This is a genomic window from Limnohabitans sp. Jir72, assembly GCF_003063575.1.
GTDB lineage: Bacteria > Pseudomonadota > Gammaproteobacteria > Burkholderiales > Burkholderiaceae_C > Limnohabitans_A.
In genome coordinates this window covers 269,577-294,799 of record NZ_NESC01000001.1, presented here as the reverse complement: position 1 = coordinate 294,799, position 25,223 = coordinate 269,577, and the positions used below count along the sequence as shown (strand labels likewise).

At 62.3% G+C, this 25,223-nt stretch carries 1 protein-coding gene; it reads left to right on the top strand.

What is annotated here, in order from left to right; genetic code table 11:
- Nucleotides 1-753: 753 nt before the first annotated feature.
- Complete coding sequence (locus B9Z52_RS01140; protein ID WP_108412027.1) at nucleotides 754-25,137, top strand: Ig-like domain-containing protein; 24,384 nt, start codon at nucleotides 754-756, stop codon at nucleotides 25,135-25,137.
- The last annotated feature ends 86 nt before the right edge of the window (nucleotides 25,138-25,223 follow it).

The window sequence follows — 25,223 nt, the reverse complement described above, 5'->3', positions numbered from 1 at the left end:
CCCACAGGGGTGGGCTCCTACAAAACGTCCACCTGGGCTCTCCTACAAAACGCCCACCTGGGCTCTTACAAACCACCACGGGCGATTGCATTTGTTGTAGGAGTCCACCCCGTGGGCGATGGCATGCGTTGGCGGTATGCCCGAAATCGCCCACAGGGGTGGGCTCCTACAAAACGTCCACCTGGGCTTCTACAAACCCCCACGGGCGATTGCATTTGTTGTAGGAGCCCACCCCGTGGGCGATGGCATGCGTTGGCGGTATGCCCGAAATCGCCCACAGGGGTGGGCTCCTACAAAACGTCCAGCTTGGCTTCTACAAAACCCCACGGGCGATTGCATTTGTTGTAGGAGCCCACCCCGTGGGCGATGGCATGCGTTGGCGGTATGCCCGAAATCGCCCACGGGGGTGGGCTCCTACAAAACGTCCAGCTGGGCTTCTACAAAACACCCTGGCCGCTGGTTTTTTGCTAATTTTGAAATCAACCCAACAATTTCCACACTGCGAAGTTCTTGCAATTTCAGACAGGTTCGACTTGCTAGAACTGACAAAGTTAGAAGAATGAGTGTTCTTCAAAAGTTGGTTTTATCAGTTTGAATCATTAAAAAACTAATTATCTCAATTCAGTTTCAAATGTTTTACAAATTTGCAACTTAAATACGCCAACTAGCGTATTGTTCCTGCACTTTTTTTTGGCAAACTTGATTCGCGGATATTTGGGAAACCCCCGTATTCATCAATCAACAGGAATAATCATGGCAACCAACAAAACCAGCAACAAGCAATACAAAGTTCTCGTCAAATCTGGTAAAGCAGAAAACAACCAGACCATTGACATTGAGCAAGGCGCTGGTGACCGTGGTCAACCTGTTCGAATCAAAGCCCAAGCGGGCGTCAAGTACCAACTTCAAGAAGTCGGTCAAGACAAAAACGCAGCCCCGCAATACGTCAAAGTCAAACGTGTCGGCAAAGACCTGCACATCATTTTTGAAGACGACAGCGCTGCCGACCTGATCATTGAGGACTACTACAACGTCATGACCGACGGCTACAACGGCGTCATTGGTCAGGCAGAAAACGGCTCTTTCTACGAATACGTGCCCGAAGACCCCAGCGTCAAAGGCCTGATTCCTGAGTTGGCCCAAGACGGCCAAGCCGTCAACGTGGCCCTGGGTGGCCAAGAAGTGCAGGGCGCTGGTGCCGCTTTGGCCGTGCTGGCCTTCAACCCCTTGCTGGCCGCGCTCGGTGCGGCAGGTGCGGCAGGTGCGGCAGGTGCGGCAGCTGCAGCAGGCGGTGGCGGCGGTGGTGGCGTCACCCCCGTCACTCCAGTCGCAAACACCTCTGGCTTCCTCGCCACAGACAGCGACAGCGGTGCCAAAGGCGACAACGTCACCAAAAACGTCAACCCCGAACTCACCGGCAAAGCCACCCCTGGCTCCACCGTCTCGGTCACCCTGGCAGGCCCCAACGGCACCACCACCGGCCCCTACAGCGCCGTGGTCGACGCCAACGGCAACTACAGCATCAAAGTACCCGCCAACCTGACCGACGGCACCTACACCCCCAAAATCACCGTCACGCCCGCAGGCGGCACGGCGGGCACGCCCACCGACGGCACCCCCTTCACCATTGACAACACGGCCCCCACCATCGCCATCACGGCAGACAAAGGCCAGCTGCTCGCCGGTCAAACCACCCAAGTCACCTTCACCGTCTCAGAAGCCGTCAGCGACTTCCAGCAAGAAGACGTGCAAGCCACCGGCGGCACCCTGTCCAACTGGACCAAAGTCAGCCCCACGGTCTACACCGCCACCTTCACGCCCACCGCAGGCAGCACCGCCACCAGCACCATCAGCGTGACCAACGGCCGCCTGTCTGACGCCGCCAGCAACTTCAACACCGACGGCGCAGACCTCAACAACAACCTGGCCATCCCCACCAACACCAAAGTCGGTGGCGGCACCGCCTACCTCGACCCCGCAGCCCCCAACGACAGCGGCTTGCCAGGCGACAACAAAACCAACGTCACGACGCCCACCCTCAAAGGCACCGTGCCTGCAGGCTCCACAGCCAGCGTCACCATCGGCAACCAAACCTACCCCGTCACGGTCAACCCCGACGGCAGCTGGAGCTTCACCCAGCCCACCAACCTGCCTGACGGCACCTACACCCCGGTGCTCAACATCACCACCGGCAGCGTGACCACGCCGCACAACGGCACCCCCTTCACCATCGACACCGTGCCCCCCAGCATCGTGGTCAGCAGCGACAAAACGCAACTGCGCACCGGCGACAGCGCCACCATCACCTTCACCCTGTCTGAAGGCGTCACCGACTTCGTGCAAAGCGACGTCGAAGTCAGCGGCGGCACCCTGAGCAACTTCACGCAAGTCAGCCCCTCCGTCTACACCGCCAGCTTCACCCCCACAGCGGCCAGCAAAGCCGACAGCGTCGTGCGCGTGCGCAGCAGCGTCTTCACCGACGCCGCAGGCAACACCAACACCGACGGCAACGACGCCAACAACGCGGTCCTCATGGCCACCGACACCACGGTTGTTGACACCACCGCGCCCACCATCGCCATCAGCGCCGACAAAGCCGCGCTCACCGCAGGCCAAACCTCGGTCATCACCTTCACACTGTCTGAGGCCAGCGCCAACTTTGTGCAAAGCGACATCACCGTCACCGGCGGCACACTGTCCAACTTCGTGCAAAGCAGCACCGACCCCAAGGTCTACAAAGCCATCTTCACGCCCACACCGGGCAGCACCGCACAAGCCGTCATCAGCGTGGGCAACAACGCCTTCACCGACGCCGCAGGCAACAACAACCTTGACGGCTCGGATGTCAACAACACCGTCCGCATCGACACCAACACCGTCATCGGCACCGCCACCGCCAGCCTGGCCTCATCCAGCGACAGCGGCACCCAAGGCGACAACCGCACCCTGGACAACACCCCCGACATCACCGGCACAGCCCCCGCAGGCTCCACCGTCTCCGTCACCCTGGCAGGCCCCAACGGCACCACCTACGGCCCCTTCACAGCCACCACAGACGCCAACGGCAAATACAGCCTCAACGTGCCCACCGGCCTGACCGACGGCACCTACACCCCATCGGTCACCGTCACCCCCGTGGGCGGCACCGCAGGCACGCCCACCAGCGGCACCCCCTTCACCATCGACACCGTCACCACGGTGGCCATCACCAACTCAGGCACCGCAGGCACCACCAACGCCATCGTCGGCACCGCCGAAGCCGGTGACATCGTCACCCTCAAAGACATCAATGGCCAAGTCATTGGCAGCACCACCGCCAACGCCTCAGGCCAGTGGAGCTTCACACCCACCAGCAACGTCACCGCAGGCCCCATCACCGCCACAGCGGTCGACACCGCAGGCAACACCGCCAAAGCCGACGGCAACAACAGCACCGGCACCGCCAACGGCAAACTCGACGCCGGCAGCGACAGCGGCGTATTGGGCGACAACAACACCAACGACAACACCCCCGCCCTCAGCGGCAAGATCCCCCCGGGTGCCAGCGCCACCGTCACCATCAATGGCCAAACCTACCCCGTCACCGTCAAACCCGACGGCAGCTGGAACTTCACCCAACCCACCAACCTGCCAGACGGCACCTACAAACCGGTTCTGAACGTCACCCCGGCAGGCGGCGGCGTGCCTGTCTCCACAGACATCACCCCCTTCACCATCGACACCACCGCCCCCGTGATCGCCATCACGGCCGACAAAGCCAGCCTCTTGGCCGGACAAACCACCACCGTCACCTTCACCATCTCCAAGTCGGCCACCGACAGCACGGTAGACACCAGCGTCAACGACTTCGCCGACGCCGACATCAAAGTCACTGGCGGCACCCTGAGCAACATCACCGGCAGCAACGGCGTCTTCACAGGCACATTCACGCCTGCAGCCAACAGCAATGCGCCCGCTGTCATCAGCGTCGCCTCGTCCAAATTCTCTGACGCCGCCAACAACTTCAACACCGACGGCGCAGACCTCAACAACACCCTGAGCATCCCCACCAACACCATCGCAGGTGGCGGCACGGGCTACCTGTCTGCGGCGACCGACAGCGGCACCAAAGGCGACAACACCACCAACAACACCACCCCCGGCATCACCGGCAAAGCGCCAGCAGGCTCGGCAGTCGACGTGGTCATCAACAACGTCCACTACACCACCACCGCAGCACCCGACGGCACCTACACCATCCCCGCCGTCAACAACCTGCCCGACGGCACCTACGTCCCCAAAATCACCATCACCCCTGCAGCTTCAGGCAGCACCCCCGTCACCACCGACGGCACCGCCTTCACCATCGACACCGTGGCCCCGACCATCGCCATCAGCAGCGACAAAGCCACGCTGGCCAGCGGCCAAACCGCCACCATCACCTTCACCACCTCCGAAATCGTCAAAGACCTCACCGACAGCGACGTGCTCGTGACCGGCGGCAAACTCAGCACCCTGGTGCAAAGCGCCACCGACCCCAAGGTCTACACCGCCACCTTCACCCCCACAGCGGGCAGCACCACGCCCGGCGTCATCAGCGTCGCCTCGCAGCAACTGTCTGACGCGGCAGGCAACTTCAACACCGACGGCGCAGACGCCAACAACAAACTCACCCTCACCACCGACACCACCGGTGTCGACCGCGTGGCCCCCACCATCGCCATCAGCGCCGACAAAACCGCGCTCCTGGCCGGTCAAACCAGCATCATCACCTTCACCCTCAGTGAAGCCAGCACAGACTTCACCACCGCCGACGTCAGCGTCACCGGTGGCACCATGGCCAACCTGGTCCAAAGCAGCGCCAACCCCCTGGTCTACACCGCCGTCTACACCCCCAACGCCAACAGCACCGTGCCAAGCGTCATCCGGGTCGACAGCGGCAAATTCAGCGACGCCGCAGGCAACGCCAACGCCGACGGCGCAGACGCCAACAACGAAGTCCGCCTGAGCACCAACACCGTCATCAGCGGCACCGCCACCGGCGCCCTGGCCAGCAGCTCCGACACCGGCACCGCAGGCGACAACCTCACCCAAGACAACACCCCCACCTACAGCGGCACCGCCCCTGCAGGCTCGGCCGTAGACGTCCTCATCAACGGCGTGCACTACACCACCACCGCAGACGCCAACGGCCAATACACCATCAACGTCCCTGCGGCCCTGCCAGACAACACCTACACCCCCGTCATCACCGTCACCCCCGTGGGCGGCGCGGCAGGTGCGCCCACCAACGGCACCCCCTTCACCATCGACACCGTCGCCCCCACCATCGTGGTCAGCGCCGACAAGAGCAGCCTCACCGCAGGCCAAACCAGCACCATCACCTTCACCGTCTCTGAAGCCGTCACCGACTTCAAAGCCGAAGACGTGCAAGTCACCGGCGGCACCCTCAGCAACTTTGCAGGCTCGGGCAGCACCTACACCGCCACCTACACCCCCACAGCGGGCAGCGGCTTCACCGGCACCGTCAGCGTCGCCTCGGGCAAATTCTCCGACGCCGCCGCCAACGCCAACAACGACGGCGCAGAAGCCAACAACACCGTCAACTTCGCCACCAACCAAACCAGCGTGGACAGCGCACCGCCCACCATTGCCGTGGCGCGCCTGGGCACCGGCACACTCACCAGCGCCGAAACCATCAGCTTCACCATCTCCGAAGCCACCAAAGACTTCACCCTGAGCGACGTCACCTACGACACCAGCAAAGGCACACTCAGCAACTTCACCGCAGTGCCCACCAGCGGCACCGCAGGCACCGGCTACACCCAATACACCGCCACCTACACGCCCGCTGCCGGACAAAACGGCACCCTCACCATTGGCGTACTCTCGGGCAAATTTACCGACGCCGCAGGCAACAGCAACCTCGACACCTACCAAACCAACGCCAGCACCGACGTGCTGGAAGCCAACAACAAAATTGACATCCCCGTCAACACAACCGCCAACCCCACACCCACGCCCGACACCACCGCGCCCACCATCAGCGTGGCCCGCGCAGGCACAGGCAACCTGGCCACAGGCAACAGCGACACCATCACCTTCACCCTCAGCGAAAACTCGCTCACCTTCGACCAAAGCGACATCACCGTCACCGGCGGCACCCTGACCAACTGGAGCGCCGTGCCCAGCTCGGGCAACGCCAGCACCGGCTACCACCTCTACACCGCCACCTTCGTGCCCACAGCGGGCGCCAGCGGCACAGCCACCATCGGCGTCACGGCAGGCAAATTTGCCGACGCCGCAGGCAACAACAACCTCGACACCTACAGCGCCACCGCCGACAACGTCGCCAACCACGTTGTTGAAACCAACAACCAAGTCAGCATCGGCTTCAACACCAACACCGTTGACACCACCGCCCCCAAAGTCGAAGTCATCCGCACCGGCACAGGCACCATCACCGGTGCCGAAACCATCTACTTCAACTTCACCGAAGCCACCGCCGACTTCACCCTGAGCGACATCAACGCCCAAGGCGGCACCATCACCAACCTGGTCGCTGTTGCGGGCAGCAACAACACCCAATACACCGCCACCTTCACGCCCAACAGCGGCAGCACCGGCACCGCCAGCATCGGCGTGCTCGCAGGCAAATTCAGCGACACCGCAGGCAACCTCAACACCGACACCTACGACAACACCAGCGCCAACTACGAAGCCAACAACCTCGTCAGCGCCGCCTTCAACACCACCGCCAACCCCGCCGACACCACAGCGCCCACCGTGGCCATCACCCGCACCGGCACCAACGTGGTCGGCAACGGCATCGGTGCCAGCGGCACCACCGAAACCATCGTCTTCACCTTCAGCGAACCCGTCAACCCCGCCAGCTTCGTCACCTCTGACATCGACGTCTCCAGCGGCCAAATCACCGGCCTGAGCGCCGTTGCAGGCAGCAACAACACCCAATACACCGCCACCTACACCCCCGCAGCAGGGCAGGTCGGCACCGCCACCATCGGCATCGCCTCGGGCAAATTCAGCGACACCACCGGCAACCTCAACAAAGACACCTACGCCGCAGGCGTTGCAGGCACCGTCCAAGAAGCCAACAACCAAATCAGCGTCGCCTACAACACCGACATCACCCCCCCCAACGGCGGCAACGCCCTGGGCCTGCTCATCAGCACCGACAGCAACGACGACGGCTGGCTCAACCGCAGCGAACTCGTCACCAACGGCACCGCCAGCCCCACCGTCACCGTCAAAGCCACCTTTGACGGCAGCAAAGTCGACATCGGCGACAAAGTCACCTTCACCCTGGCCGACGGCAGCACACAAACCGTCACCATCGACGCCGCAGCCAAAGCCGCCAACCAAGTCGCCGTGACCGTGGCCACCCCGGCCGAAGGCCAAAGCCTCATCGTCAAAGCCGTGCTCAAAGACACGGCTGGCAACGCCACCCCTGAGGCCACCGACACCGCCAAAGTCGACACCTCCAACTTCGGCCCCGTGGACCCCAACGTCGACCCGGCCAACGCCAACAAAAACATCACCATCGACATCACCTCTGACGCCCAAGGCACAGGCCAAGGCGTACTCGACGTCAACGAACTCGCCAGCGGCAAAATCCTCGTCAAAGTAGGCCTGTCCGCAGACGCCAAAGCAGGCGACACCCTGGTGGTGGAAGGCACCGGCAACAACGCCCAAACCATCACCCTCAGCGCCCAGCAAATCATTGACAAAGCCGTGCTCGTCACCTTTGCCAACGTACCCGCCAACGGCACCACCTTCACCGCCGCTGCCCAACTGAGCGACCTGGCCAAAAACACCAGCAACAAAGTCACCGACAGCGCCACCATCAACACCAACCTGGCCGGCGCGCCAGGCGTGCAAATCCTCGAAGACGCCGACAGCAACGGCTACATCAACAAAGCCGAACTCAACGGCCAAATCGACGTCAAAATCACCGCCCCCGCAGGCGCAGTGCCCGGCGACACCATCACCGTCACCGACGGCAACGGCGTGCCGCAAACCTTTGTCCTCACAGCCACGCAAATCGCCAACGGCATCCTCACCAGCTTTGCAGCCCCCGCAGACGGCAGCAACTTCGCCGTCACCGCCACGCTCAAAGCCACCGGCGGCAACGCCCCCACAGGCATCGTCAGCGCCCCCGGCACAGACAGCGCCATCGTCGACCTGACCGACTTCAGCAAACCTGACCCGCTCAACCCCAACGGCACGCGCATCAGCGCCGTCGGCGTCAACATCGACACCGACGCCACAGGCACCGGCGACGGCATCATCACCGCCGCCGAACTGGCCAACACCGGCGGCAAAATCAAGGTCACCATCAGCCTGCCCGCAGGCGCAGCCGTGGGCGACACCCTCACCGTCAAAGCCAGCGGCAACAGTGACAAAAACATCACCCTGACCGCCGCCGACATTGCGGCCAAGCAAATCGTCATCACCGACTACAACAGCGTCGGTGACAACAACACCTTCAACGTCACCGCCAGCATCAAAGACCCTGCAGGCAACACCAGCCCCGTGCCCGACGCCACAGACAGCGCCCTCATGCGCACCACCGTCTCGGGTGCCCCGGTCGTCGTCATCACCGAAGACGCCAACGACGACGGGTTCATCAACGCCGCCGAACTGAGCGGCACCGTCGGTGTCAACATCACCATCCCCACGGCTGCCAAAGCCGGTGACAAACTCATCGTCACCATCAACGGCACGCCCGAAACCATCGTGCTGACGGCCGCGCAAATCAGCGCGCAAACCATCACCCGAGAAGTCACCCCCGTCAACGGGCAAGCCATCACCGTCAAAGCCCAGCTCGACGTCGGCGGCCAACTCTCGGCCGAAGGCTCCGACACAGCGCGTGTGGACACCACACTGCCCAACGGCGGCAACGCCCTGGCCCTGACCATCGACGCCGACACCAACAACGACGGCTGGCTCAACCGCAGCGAACTCGTTGCCAACAACGTCACCAAAACCACCGTCAGCGTCACCGCCAAATTTGACGCCACCAAAGTCGAAGTCGGCGAAAAAATCACCTTCACCCTGCCAGACGGCAGCACACAAACCGTCACCATCGACGCCGCAGCCCAAAGCGCAGGCCAAGTCACGCTCACAGGCGTACCCGTGCCCGCCGAAGGCCAAAGCATGACCGTCAAAGCCGTGCTCAAAGACACGGCTGGCAACGCCACCCCCGAGGCCACCGACACCGCCAAAGTCGACACCTCCAACTTCGGCCCCGTGGACCCCAACGTCGACCCCGCCAACGCCAACAAAAACATCACCATCGACATCACCTCTGACGCCCAAGGCACAGGCCAAGGCGTGCTCGACGTCAACGAACTCGCCAGCGGCAAAATCCTCGTCAAAGTAGGCCTGTCCGCAGACGCCAAAGCAGGCGACACCCTGGTGGTGGAAGGCACCGGCAACAACGCCCAAACCATCACCCTCAGCGCCCAGCAAATCATTGACAAAGCCGTGCTCGTCACCTTTGCCAACGTACCCGCCAACGGCACCACCTTCACCGCCGCTGCCCAACTGAGCGACCTGGCCAAAAACACCAGCAACAAAGTCACCGACAGCGCCACCATCAACACCAACCTGGCCGGCGCGCCGGGCGTGCAAATCCTCGAAGACGCCGACAGCAACGGCTACATCAACAAAGCCGAACTCAACGGCCAAATCGACGTCAAAATCACCGCCCCCGCAGGCGCAGTGCCCGGCGACACCATCACCGTCACCGACGGCAACGGCGTGCCGCAAACCTTTGTCCTCACAGCCACGCAAATCGCCAACGGCATCCTCACCAGCTTTGCAGCCCCCGCAGACGGCAGCAACTTCGCCGTCACCGCCACGCTCAAAGCCACCGGCGGCAACGCCCCCACAGGCATCGTCAGCGCCCCCGGCACAGACAGCGCCATCGTCGACCTGACCGACTTCAGCAAAGTCGACCCCACCGACGCCAGCAAACGCATCAGCGCCGTCGGCGTCAACATCGACACCGACGCCCCCGCCACCGGCGACGGCATCATCACCGCCGCCGAACTGGCCGCCACCGGCGGCAAAATCAAAGTCACCATCAGCCTGCCCGCAGGCGCAGCCGTGGGCGACACCCTGACAGTGGACGCCAGCGGCAACAGCCAACGCGTCATCACGCTCACAGCCGCCGACATCGCAGCCAAACAAATCGTCATCAGCGACTACAGCAGCGTCACCAACGGCAACACCTTCACCGTCAGCGCCAACATCCACGACGCCGCAGGCAACGCCAGCCCGACGCCCGACGCGACTGACAGCGCCATCATGCGCACCGTCATCGCAGGTGCACCCGTGGTCACCATCACCGAAGACACCAACGACGACACCTACATCAACACCACCGAACTCAACGGCACCGTCGGCGTCACCATCACCGTGCCTGCCGCTGCCAAAGCAGGCGACACCCTCAAAGTCACCGTCAACATCAACGGCACCAGCACGCCCGACAACATCGTGCTCACCGCCGCGCAAATCGCCGCAGGCGTCATCACCAAAGAACTGACCGCCCCCGCCGACGGCAGCACCATCAACGTCAAAGCCCAACTCATCGACCAAGGCAACCAAGCCAGCCCAGAAGGCACAGACACCGCCACCATCGACACCACACTGCCCAACGGCGGCAACGCCCTGGGCCTGACCATCGACACCGATGGCAACAACGACGGCTGGATCAACCGCACCGAACTGGGCAACAAAACCAGCCTCAGCGTCAGCGCCAGCTTTGACAAAACCAAAGTCAGCTTGAACGACAAAGTCACCTTCACCCTGACCGACGGCAGCACACAAACCGTCACCATCGACGCCGCTGCCATCACCGCAGGCCAAGTCACGCTCACCAACGTGCCCGTGCCCGCCGAAGGCCAAAGCGCCAACATCAAAGCCATCCTCAAAGACGCCGCTGGCAACGCCACCCCTGAAGCCACCGACAGCGCCAAACTGGACACCTCCAACTTCGGCCCCGACACCAACCCTGCCAACGCCAGCAAAAACGTCAGCATCGTCATCACATCGGACGGTGACAACAACGCCGTCCTCGGCGTCAGCGAGCTGACCGGCGGCAAGATCAACGCCACCGTCACCCTGTCCGCAGACGCCAAAGCAGGCGACACCCTGGTGGTCGAAGGCACCGGCAACGTGCCACAAAACTTCACCCTCAGCGCCGAACAAGTCGCAGCCCGCCAAGTGCTCGTCGTCTTCAACGCACCGGCCAACGGCACCAACTTTGTGGCCACAGCCGAGCTGAGCGACCTGGCCAAAAACACCAGCGGCAAAGTCAGCGACAGCGCCACCATCGACACCAACCTGGCCGGCGCGCCAGACGTGAAAATCCTCGAAGACGCCGACAACAACGGCTACATCAACAAAGCCGAACTCTCGGGCCAAATCGACGTCAAAGTCACCGTGCCCACAGGCGCAGCGGTGGGCGACACCATCACCGTCACCGACGGCGTCAACACACCGCAAACCTTCACGCTCACCGCCACGCAAATCGCCAACGGCATCCTCACCAGCTTTGCAGCACCTGCAGACGGCAGCACTTTCGCCGTCAGCGCCACACTCAAAGCCGCCTCCTCGGGCAACATCAGCAACCCCGGCACCGACAGCGCCAAGCTCGACCTGACCGACTTCAGCAAAGTTGACCCGCTCAACCCCAACGGCCCGCGCATCAGCGCCGTCGGCGTCAACATCGACACCGACGCCCCCGCCACCGGCGACGGCATCATCACCGCCGCCGAGCTGGCCGCCACCGGCGGCACCATCAAAGTCACCGTGCTCCTGCCCCAAGGCGCAGCCGTGGGCGACACCCTCACCATCAAAGCCAGCGGCAACAACGACCAAACCGTCACCCTGACCGCCGCCGACATCGCCGCAGGCAAATACGTCATCACCGACTACAACAGCGTCGGCGACAGCAACACCTTCACCGTGACGGCCAGCATCAAAGACGCCGCAGGCAACGCCAGCCCCACGCCCGACGCCACCGACAGCGCCATCATGCGCACCACCATCGCAGGTGCGCCGGTGGTCACCATCACCGAAGACACCAACGACGACACCTACATCAACGCCGCTGAACTCAGCGGCACCGTGGGCGTCAACATCTCCGTGCCCGCCGCCGCCAAGGCAGGCGACCGCCTCATCGTCAACATCAACGGCACGCCAGAAACCATCGTCCTGTCGTCCGCGCAAATCGCCGCAGGCAGCATCACCCGCGAAGTCAGCGCCACCAACGGCCAAACCGTCACCGTCAAGGCACAGTTGATCGACCAAGGCAACCAAGCCTCGGCCGAAGGCACAGACACCGCCACCATCGACACCACACTGCCCAACGGCGGCAACGCCCTGGGCCTGACCATCGACACCGACGGCAACAACGACGGCTGGATCAACCGCACCGAACTGGGCAACAAAACCAGCCTCAGCGTCAGCGCCAGCTTTGACAAAACCAAAGTCAGCTTGGGCGACAAAGTCACCTTCACACTGACCGACGGCAGCACACAAACCGTCACCATCGACGCCGCTGCCATCACCGCAGGCCAAGTCACGCTCACAGGCGTGCCCGTGCCCGCCGAAGGCCAAAGCGCCAACATCAAAGCCATCCTCAAAGACGCCGCTGGCAACGCCACCCCTGAAGCCACCGACAGCGCCAAACTGGACACCTCCAACTTCGGCCCCGACACCAACCCCGCCAACGCCAGCAAAAACGTCAGCATCGTCATCACCTCGGACGGTGACAACAACGCCGTCCTCGGCGTCAGCGAGCTGACCGGCGGCAAGATCAACGCCACCGTCACCCTGTCCGCAGACGCCAAAGCAGGCGACACCCTGGTGGTCGAAGGCACCGGCAACGTGCCACAAAACTTCACCCTCAGCGCCGAACAAGTCGCAGCCCGCCAAGTGCTCGTCGTCTTCAACGCACCGGCCAACGGCACCAACTTTGTCGCCACAGCCGAGCTGAGCGACCTGGCCAAAAACACCAGCGGCAAAGTCAGCGACAGCGCCACCATCGACACCAACCTGGCCGGCGCGCCAGACGTGAAAATCCTCGAAGACGCCGACAACAACGGCTACATCAACAAAGCCGAACTCTCGGGCCAAATCGACGTCAAAGTCACCGTGCCCACAGGCGCAGCGGTGGGCGACACCATCACCGTCACCGACGGCGTCAACACACCGCAAACCTTCACGCTCACCGCCACGCAAATCGCCAACGGCATCTTGACCAGCTTTGCAGCACCTGCAGACGGCAGCACTTTCGCCGTCAGCGCCACACTCAAAGCCGCCTCCTCGGGCAACATCAGCAACCCCGGCACCGACAGCGCCAAGCTCGACCTGACCGACTTCAGCAAAGTTGACCCGCTCAACCCCAACGGCCCGCGCATCAGCGCCGTCGGCGTCAACATCGACACCGACGCCCCCGCCACCGGCGACGGCATCATCACCGCCGCCGAGCTGGCCGCCACCGGCGGCACCATCAAAGTCACCGTGCTCCTGCCCCAAGGCGCAGCCGTGGGCGACACCCTCACCATCAAAGCCAGCGGCAACAACGACCAAACCGTCACCCTGACCGCCGCCGACATCGCCGCAGGCAAATACGTCATCACCGACTACAACAGCGTCGGCGACAGCAACACCTTCACCGTGACGGCCAGCATCAAAGACGCCGCAGGCAACGCCAGCCCAGCGCCCGACGCCACCGACAGCGCCATCATGCGCACCACCATCGCCGGTGCACCCGTGGTCACCATCACCGAAGACACCAACGACGACACCTACATCAACGCCGCCGAACTCAGCGGCACCGTGGGCGTCAACATCAGCATCCCCACCGCCGCCAAGGCCGGAGACCGCCTGATCGTCACCGTCAACGGCACGCCCGAAACCATCGTGCTGACCGCCGCGCAAATCAGCGCAGGCAGCATCACCAAAGAACTCACGGCACCCGCCAGCGGCACCACCATCAACGTCAAAGCCCAACTCATCGACCAAGGCAACCAAGCCTCTGCCGAAGGCACAGACACCGCCGTGCTCGACACCAGCGCCCCCGTGGGCGCCATCAGCATCGACGCCATCACCGGCGACGACCTCATCACCGGCAACGAAGCCGCAGGCACCGTCACCATCAGCGGCAAAGTCACCGGCGAATACAGGGCAGGGGACCTCGTCACCATCACCGTGGGCGCAGCCAACTACAGCGGCACCGTCAACGCCGCAGGCGTCTACAGCATCAGCGGCGTCGACGGCAGCAAATTCGGCCCCGACAGCGACCACAAAGTGGACGCCACCGTGCTGGCCCACGACGCCGCAGGCAACACCGGCACCTACACCGCCACACCGCGTCCATACACCATGGACAGCGACACCCACACCGAAGCCGCCAAAACCGCCCTGTGGCTCGACCCCATCACCGGTGACAACATCATCACCGTGGCTGAGGGCGGCGTGACCACCACCACGCTCACCGGCAAAGCCACCGGCACCTTCGCCGCAGGCGACACCGTCACCATCACGCTCGACCTGCCCACAGGCCTCAAAACCTACACCGGCACCGTCAACGCACAAGGCAACTACAGCATCCCCGTGCCCACCGCCGAGCTGATCGCCGACACCGACACCAAAGTCGAAGCCCGCATCGCCGCCACCGTCGGCAGCACCGTGCAAACCGCCGTGGCCGCACAAGACTACGTGGTCGAAACCGGAGCCACCGCAGGCAAGCTCACGGCGCTGAGCATCGACCCCGTCACCGCCGACAACATCATCGTCAGCGCAGAAAACACCGGCAGCATCATCCTCACCGGCAAAGTCACCGGCGCATTTGCGCCCAACGACATCGTCACCATCATGGTCAACGGCACGGGCTACACCGGCACCGCAGGCAACGGCAGCTACAGCATCGTCGTGCCCGCCGCCCAACTGGTGGCCGACGCCAACACCCAAATCGAAGCCAGCATCACCGGCACCGGCGGCACCGTGGCCAACGCCATGCAAAACTACGCCGTCAACCTGAACGTCGCGCCGCTCAACACCGTGCCCGCCGCGCAAACCGTGGCCGAAGACACCGCCTTGACCTTCACCGGAGCCAACGCCATCAGCGTGACCGACACCGACGGCAACCTGGCCACCAGCCAGATCAGCGTCGCACACGGCACCCTCAGCGTCAGCCTGGCAGGCGGCGCCACCATCAGCACCGGTGCCAACAACAGCGCCACCCTGACCCTGAGCGGCACCGAGGCGCAAATCAAAGCCGCCCTGGCCACCGTGCAGTACAAAGGCGATCTCAACTACAACGGCGCAGACGAACTCACCATCGTCTCCACCGACAGCCAAGGCGCGCAAGACACCGACAAAGTCGCCATCACCGTCACCGCCGTGGCCGACAACGCCACCATCGGCGGCGACATCACCGGTGCAGCGGTCGAAGCAGGCGGCGTGGCCAACGCCATTGCAGGCACACCCACCGCCACCGGCACCATCACCGTCACCGACCCTGACGCAGGCCAAGCCATGCTGCAAACGCCCGCCAGCCTGGCAGGCACCTACGGCAACTTTGCCCTGGACACCACCACCGGCCAGTGGACCTACACCCTGGACAACACCAAAGCCGCCACACAGGCCCTGACCGCAGGCCAAAAAGTCACCGACAAACTCACCGTCACCAGCTTGGACGGCACCGCCAGCCAAGACATCGTCGTCACCATCACCGGCACCAACGACGTGGCCACCATCACCGGCCAAGCCGTCGGCGACCTGACCGAAGACAACGCCACCACCGTGGCCAGCGGCAAACTCACTGTGGCCGACGTGGACACCGGCGAAGCCATCTTTGCCACACCCACCACGCTGGCAGGCACCTACGGCACCTACACGCTCAACACCGCCACCGGCGACTGGACCTACACCTTGGACAACACCAAGGCCGCCACCAACGCGCTCAAAACCGGTGACACCGTGTACGACACCGTCACCGTCAAGAGCGCAGACGGCACAGCCAGCCAAGAGATCAAGGTCACCATCCACGGCCACGACGACGCCGCCACCTTGGGCGGCACCTTCAGCGGCAGCGTGACCGAAGACACCACGGCCAGCGCCAGCGGCACCGTGACCGTGACCGACGGCGACGCAGGCCAAGCCAGCCTGCAAACGCCCGCCAGCCTGGCAGGCACCTACGGCAGCTTTGTGCTCAACGCCGCCACCGGCGCATGGACCTACAACCTGGACAACACCAAGGCCGCCACGCAGGCCCTGACCGCAGGCCAGCAAGTCACAGACAAACTCACCGTCACCAGCACCGACGGCAGCGCCAGCAAAGACATCACCGTCACCGTCACCGGCCTGAACGATGCCCCAGTTCTGACGAGTCAGCCCATGACATCGAAGGCAGGTCTTTTTGAGTCAACAGCAACCGTTCCGGGAACGCCGCTTAGCTTGACACCGATCAATGGGGTTGCGGTCGTAGGTGCCTCACCCACTGGCTGGACACCTGCAAGTCAAACGCCCGATACCCTGACAGGCGTAAATGGCCAAGGAACAGGTCAAGGTAAACTGGTCGCATCTTCTATTGCCGGAACATCCATTGATGGTGGCGGCATGGCCGGTATGTGGGCCTCCACCTCAACCGGCAACTTCGAATCGATGTCGACAAAATTGACAACTGTGGTGGGGCAAACCTACACCGTGGCTTTGCAATGGCAAGGTGCCACAACAGAATTTGCTGGTGGTGGCTCAATGTTCATCTCTGACGGCACAACGCGTCAGGAATACAACAAAACGGTCGGCGCAGCAACGGACGCCTGGGACGTCGCCACCTACACGTTTACAGCAACACAAACAACCACAACCTTAACAGTAGGTGCCGACACAACCAACAGCGAAGGGGCCACAGGCAACGGCTACATCGTTGTCGACTCACTCAGCGCAAGCCAACTCAACGCTTACCTTGCCTCGCAAGCAACCCCCGCCGCAGGTGCCACCGTGGCCTCGCTCATGCCCGCCAGCACCGACGTGGACACCGGCGCTACTGTGCAAGGCTACGCCTTCACAGCTGCAGCCGCATCCACCAACCCGGCAGGCCATTGGGAATACTCCACCAACGGCAGCACCTGGAACGCGCTGACCAGTGCCAGCACCAGCGCCGCCGTCTTCCTCAAAGGCACCGACCTCGTGCGATGGGTGGGCACACCCGCCAGCCACACCGAACTGCGTGCCGTCGTGGTCGACAACACAGGCCCAGGCGTTGCATCTGGTGCCACACTCAACGTCACCACACGCGGTGGCAGCACCCCGTACAGCGGTGACGAAGCCGTGCTCGCCACCGTCGGCAACGTTGCCCCCACCAACGTCTACCCCGGCGCACAAACCGTGGCCGAAGACACTGCCCTGGCCATCACCGGCATCAGCGCAAGCGACGCCGATGGCAACCTGGCCAGCACCACCTTGAGCGTGCTCAACGGCACGATCAACGTCACCTTGTCGGGTGCCACCATCACCTCGGGTGCCAACGACAACAGCACCCTGACCCTGAGCGGCACCCAAGCGCAAATCAACGCCGCGCTGGCCACAGTGAAGTACACAGGCAACGCCGACTACAACGGCGCAGACACCCTGAGCATCGTCTCCAAAGACAGCGCAGGCGCCACCAGCGCCATCAACACCGTCGCGATCACCGTTAGCGCCGTGGCCGACAACGCCACCATCGGCGGCGACATCACCGGTGCAGCGGTCGAAGCAGGCGGCGTGGCCAACGCCATTGCAGGCACACCCACCGCCACCGGCACCATCACCGTCACCGACCCTGATGCAGGCGAAGCAGGCCTCAAAACGCCCACCCCCGCCAGCCTGGCAGGCACCTACGGCAACTTTGCCCTGGACACCACCACCGGCCAGTGGACCTACACCCTGGACAACACCAAAGCCGCCACGCAGGCCTTGGCCGCAGGCCAGCAAGTCACCGACAAACTCACCGTCACCAGCTTGGACGACACCGCCAGCAAAGACATCGTCGTCACCATCACCGGTGCCAACGACACGGCCACCATCACCGGCCAAGCTGTGGGCGACCTGACCGAAGACAACGCCACCACCGTGGCCACAGGCAAACTGACCGTGACCGACGTGGACACCGGCGAAGCCATCTTTGCCACGCCCACCACCTTGGCAGGCACCTACGGCAACTTCGCCTTCAACACCGCCACCGGTGCCTGGACCTACACCTTGGACAACACCAAGGCCACCACCAACGCGCTCAAAGCCACGGACACCGTGCACGACACCATCACCGTCAAGAGCCTGGACGGCACCGCCAGCCAAGTGCTCGACGTGACCATCCACGGCACCAACGACCAGCCCACTGTGCCCGCCAACATCAGCTCCACGGCCAGCGCGGAAGACCAAGGCGCGCCCTCGGGCGCGAGCTTTGGTCAAACCATCGCCAGCTTGGGCGGCATCAACGGTGCCAGCCTTGACGTGGAAGGCGCAGCGGTGGGCTTAGCCTTTGTGGCCCCCATTACCTCCACCTTTGGCACAGCGTGGTACAGCATTGACGGTGGCACCACTTGGCTCAACCTCACCACAGCATTGGCCACGGCATCGGAAACCAACGCCTTTGTGTTGGCATCCACCGCACGCGTGTACTTCCAAGGCAACCTCAACGCCAATGGCACCTTAGGCACGGCCACTGTGAGAACGTGGGACGGCACTGACGGCGCAACCTCTGGCGCCTACAAAAACATCAGCGCCCTTGAAGGCGCCACCGGCGCCTACTCGGCCACCACAGCAGCTTTGGGCTTCGGCGTGACAGCCGTCAACGACGCGCCGGTCAACACCGTGCCCGGCGCACAAAGCACCGGCATAGACACCGCCAAAGTCATCACCGGCTTGGCCATTGCCGACGTGGACGACCCCGCCGGTACTCTGGTCTTTGGCATCACCCTGGCGGTGGACCACGGCACCATCAACGTGGCCACCACCGGCACCGGCATCACCCTGGGCACCAATGGCACTGGCAGCGTCACCCTGAGCGGCACCAAAGCCAACCTGAACGCCTTGCTGGCCAGCGCCAACGCCGTGACCTACACACCCGTCAGCGGCTACAGCGGCACCGACAAGTTGACGATGACCACCAGCGACAACGGCAATACCGGCACAGGCGGCACACTGACCGACCAAGACACCGTGGACATCGTGGTGGCCAACGTCAACCACGCCCCCGTGGCCAACGGCGACGTGAACGTCAACGACGTGATCACGACGGATTTGTTGGGGGCGGTGGCGGCCTCTTCAGTGACATACACCACGCTTACACCTCCTTCGGGCTCCTTCAGTTCAGGTGATCAAGTTGGTTTGTCGGTACCCGGAGGACCCTCAGCTCAGCTAGACGCAAGTGCAACGTACGCGGTCACATCCAGTCCCTCCATGGTGAAAATCACCTTTAATAGTCTGGACAATGACACGACATATGGTGCCACAGAGGTGATCCGCATCAACATCAATGGCCAAGCCTTTGATCTGCGCAAAGCTGATTTGGCGTTTGTCAACTATAGAGATAAAACCACTGTCGTCACGCCCGTGATTTCTGCCGACGGATTTTCAGCGGGAGGTCCTCCAGGTACTCAATTGATTGCAGGGATATCTAACCCAACCGCCATTGATGGCACCATCACCATTTACGCCAAGGACATTCCCGGCGGGGTCATCAACAGCGTCACTGTGACCAATGACGTGATTTCTGGTACGCCATACGGAATATATGCAACCGTCTCGACGGGTGTATCCAGTGGCCCCGCCATCACCGCCTCCAAAACCGTCGACCAACTCTTCGGCCCCACCTTCACCGACGTCGACACCAACGCCGCGTTGAACACCTTCCGAGGTGTCACCATCACCTCGGCGGGCACCACGGCCAACGCCAGCGCTTTGGGCACCTACCAGTACTCCAAAGACAACGGCACCACCTGGACCACCCTGGCCGCAGACCTGGACGACACCAAAGCCGTCTTCCTGGCCAAGACCGACCTGGTGCGCTTCGTCGCCTCCAGCACCAACACCAGCACACTCGCCAAGCCCGACTTGGTGGCTCGACTGGTTGACAACTCGGCCAGCGTGGCCCCCACCAGCGGCCAAGTGATCGACGTTTCCGACGCCGACCTTGTCGACACCGTGGACCACAACGGCGGCAGCACCCCGTACAGCGGCGACACCGTCACCCTGCACAGCACCGCCGAACTCAACGCCGCCCCCGTGGCCAACCCGACTGTGGTGAGCAACGTGTTTGCGGCCACGGCCACCGCGCCCGAGGTGACCATCACCGACGACCAAAGCGCCGCCAGCGTGACCAACGGCACGCAAGTCACCTACACCCTCAAGTTCAGCGAAGCCATCAAGGCCAGCACCTTGACTGAAGGCGACGTGACCGTGACCAACGGCACTTTGGTGGCAGGCTCGCTCACGCAAGTGGACGCGACCACCTGGACGGTGAAGGCGAGTGCGCCTGCTACCGGCGCAGGTGCAACCGCCATCAGCTTGGCTGACGGCAGCTACACCAATGCAGCCGGTGTGAATGGGCTGGGTAACTCTGCGACGCAGGCATATGCGCCGGTCACTACAGCTATTACAGCCGTGATTGATGGCACAACGACAGGTGCAGACGGCCAAGGTAAAGCGCCAGATGGTTGGACGGTGCATATTGGTACACCAGACTTGAACGATTACGTCAACACAACATGGGGAACCAATTACAACAATGCGGGTACCTATACACAGAGTAATTTGAATGGTATTTCAACCAATGGAGGGACATACGCAGAAATGCTGATAGCGACCGGTGGCGGATATCTGGAAGGTATAACTCGCACATTGACCGGGTTGACTGCAGGCCAAACTTATGTTTATGGCGTGGAGTGGCAGCAAATCACCATGAAATTTCAAGATGGAACGACCCGGCAGGGTGGTGGATTGAATATGACCATCAATGGTGTTTCGAAAACATTTACCAGCAGCGCCGGTTTAACTGATGGTTGGCAAAAAGTGTTTTATACCTTTACAGCCACGGGCAGTACCGCAGTCGTCAGCTTGGATAGCTCGAATCTGGGTGGAACGGTGTCAGAGGGGGCCATTGTCGTTGACTCGCTGTCTGTAGAGCAAATCGCCAGCAGCTATCAGACTACAAATTTTGTCGGCACCACCGCCGCCGACGTGCTCACCGGCACCGACGCCGCTGAAACCTTCAACATCGCCACCGCCGCCACCACCGCCGCCACCGGCACCGACAAGGTCTACGCCGGTGCAGGCAACGACACCGTCATCTTCAACAACAACAACGCGGGCGTGATGACCGTGGACGGCGGCAGCGGGGTGAACTTTTTACAGCTGTCGGCCGTCTCGGCTGCACCTGCCACGGTGTTGGACTTGACCGACGCCGCTGTGCGTGCCCGCGTGCACAACTTCAGCAGCATCGACATGAGCGGTGTGGGCGGCAACGGCAGCACCCTCACGCTGGACTACGCTGCAGTGGTGTCCCTGTCCGGGGCCACCGATGTGGCTGGCACCATGGCCGATGAGTCCAAGATGCTGGTGGTCAGCAGCGACCTGGCCGCCACAGAAGCGCTCAACCTGGTTCATCTGCCGCTTTGGAACGTGGGCGCCGCTCAAACCGCTGAAAGCCTGACCGCGGTTTATGGCAGTGCATACAACTTCTTGGCAGGTCACACCTACAAGGCCTACACGCTCAACGGTGCCACCTTGTTTGTGGACAACAACTACACGGTTTACAACAAAGCGGCATCGACAACCCCCAAACTGGCCTACAGCCAAGCCGTCACCATCGACAGCCTGTTTGCAGCCACCTTCACCGACAGCAACGCCTCAGCCACGGCCAACGGCACCTTCAAGGGTGTGGCCATCACCGCAGCGGGCACAGCTGCTGAGGCCAACACCACCAACGGCACCTTGGGTCACTACGAACTGTCCAAAGACGGCGGCACCACCTGGACCGCCGTGGCCGGCGGCTTGACCGACACCACAGCGGTCTACGCCGACAAATCCGCGCTGATCCGCTTTGCCGGTGCCAGCGGCGTGGACGTCATCAACCCGCAAAACCTGACGGTGCGTTTGGTGGACAACTCGGGCCTGACCGGCACGGGCACGCTGACAGCGGCCTCCACCGGCAGCACGGTCAACGCCAGCGTCAACGGCGGCTCCACCGCCTTCAGCGGCGGCAACAGCGGCGGCACGGGCGACACCGTGACCATCAACCTGCTCAACCGCGCACCCGTGTCTTCGGATGCGGATGGGGTGGTTTATGGGGATTTGTTGGGGGCGGCGGTTGTTCCTCTGACCAGTTTCTCTGCGTTCACAGGCAATGGCCCATTCACCTTTGGCACCAACACTGCAACCGTGAGCGGTAATACTGGCGTACTGACTGGCAGTACATTGGAGTACGTCCCAGCCTCAGGTGGTTTCCGCTTGGGTGATGCAAACGTTGACGAGACGGCAACCATCAGCTTCGCACAGCCTGTTGCCAGCGTTCAGGTTGACTTTGCAATGCTGAATCCAACGACTTTAGCTAACGACAATGAAATCTTGCGGGTTTTTATCAATGGAACGCAATACAAATTAACCGCAGCCAATTTCAAAACCTTGCTCGGCAGAGATCAGGTATGGCCATCCTCAATGGCAGATATTTCTGTGACACCGGTATTTGATGCAGCAGGTTCACTGATTAACTGTGTTGGTCTTTCTGGTACTACTGCTCCAAATATCAATGGCACTTTGACCATTGATGCATCGACCATTCCGGAGGGTATCAGCAGCATCGCCGTAATGGACGATTACATCAGCGGCGCACCTAACGGCATTTTTGCCAAAGTCTCGGTTCCAGTGTCTACGGCCACTCCCGCCCAATCCGTCGAAGCCCTTTTCGGCGGCACTTACACCGACGCCGATTTCGACACCATGCGTGGCGTGGTCATCACCTCGGCGGGCACGGCGGCCAACGTCACCAGCTTGGGTCAGTACCAGTACTCCAGCAACGGCGGCACCACTTGGACTCCCCTGGCCGGTGGCTTGTCCGACAGCACTTCGGTGTTCCTGGCCAAGACCGACTTGATCCGCTTTGTGCCCTCGGCCACCAACACCTCGCTGGTCAACAAGCAAGACCTGACCGCCCGCCTGGTCGACGACTCGGCTGCCGTGGCCCCCGCCTCGGGCGCCACCGTGGACGTGTCCGGTGCCTTGCATGGCGGCAGCACGCCTTACAGCGGCAATGCGGTCACTTTGTCGGGCTTCCATTTGTCGGCTGCGACCTTGGCTTTGGCCAGCGATACGGGCACCAGCACCAGCGATTCGATCACCAACAATGGTTTGATGAATGTGGCTTTGTCGCATGCGGGTGATGCTTGGTCGTACTCCACCGATTCGGGTGTCACTTGGCAAACCGGCTCGGGCACCAGCTTCACCTTGCCAGCGGCCAAGTATGCGGCCAACACGGTGCAGGTGCGCGAGACGGGCATTGACGGCTCGACCCTGGTGACCAAGTACGCCACGCCCACCACGGTGGACATGTTGGCGCCTACGGTGGCGGTGAGCTTGCCATCAGGCACCACGACAGTTAACGGTGCCACGCCAGTGACCTTCACTTTCTCGGAGGCGGTGGCTGGGTTCAGCAACGCCGACGTGACGGTGGCCAATGGCACGCTGTCCAACGTGACCACCTCTGACAACAAGGTGTGGACGGCGACCTACACCCCGACACCGGGTGTCACCAATGCGAGCAATCTGTTCAGCGTTGCCGCCAACAGCTACACCGATGTGGCTGGCAACAATGGCGGGGCAGGGCAGGTGTCGTTCAGTCTGGACACGTCGTTGAATGGTGCAACGCGCGCGGCCGACGGTGTAGCCGTTGGCTACGCTGGTATGACCAATGGTGTGTTTGACCTTGTGCATGTGTATGCTTATTACAACCCCTTGTTTGTGGGCGGGGTTGTGACCGTCTATGTCGGTAGCACGGTTGTGAGTTCGCACACGATCACTGCTGGAGATTCTGGTAATTACGCTGCTTACTTGAGCCCGTCCACGAACTCGAGTGGCGGGCAATGGACAATCACTTCTGCCCAGATTGGCTCTTACTCGGCGGTGCTGGTTTACAACGGCGTGTCCAAGACGTTGCCGCAAATGTACAACTTGACCAGCACAACTGGTGCGGCTTACACGAGCCCCTTGGTCTTGGACTTGAATGGCGATGGGGTTCACACCGTGGACACCAGCGCTGGCGTGGTGTTCGACTTGGCTGGCACAGGTCACAAGCAGGTCACATCTTGGGTGGACCGTCACGATGGTTTGCTGGCCATCGATCTGAACGGCGACGGTCAGATCAACAGCGGCACCGAGTTGCTCGGCTCTGGCACCCAGCTGGCCAATGGCAGCAAAGCCGCCGATGGTTGGCAAGCCTTGGCGCAGCACGACACCAATGCAGACGGCAAGATCGATGCCGCTGACGCGGTGTTCAGCCAGCTGCGTGTGTGGGTGGATGCCAATGGCGACGGCGTGACCGACGCTGGCGAGCTGAGCACCATGGCCGATGTGGGCATTGTCGACATCAACTTGGCAGCCGACGACGCCATGGTGGCGCAAAACGGCAACTACTTGCGCGGCTTCTCGTCGTTCACCACGACAGATGGCGTCAAGCATGAAGTGGTCGATGCCTGGCTGTTGCCCGCAAGCCCCAACGAGCAAGTGGCGGTGAACCCGGTGGCCCCCAATATGGTGGACTTCTTGGGCAGCGGCATGAGCCTCGATTTGTCGGGCGTGTTGGCAGCGCACAGCAATGCAACCGCCGTGGACTTGACCGGCACAGGTGCCAACACCTTGAAGCTGAACTTGTCCGATGTGCTGAGCCTGCCCACCACCAACGGCATGCACCAGCTGACCCTGACCGGCGACGCCAACGACACGGTGGACCTGGACACCGCCCACTGGACCAACACGGGCACGACAGTGACCGACAACGGCCACAGCTACGCGGTCTACAACTCGGCCACTGACACATCAGCCCAACTGCTGATCGACCAGCACATGCTCATGACACAGCACAGCTAAACCCAAGCCAAGGCCTTCAAGCCTGAAGCTTTCAAAAAACCCACATCTCACAAGGATGTGGGTTTTTTTCTTTGTAGGAGCCCACC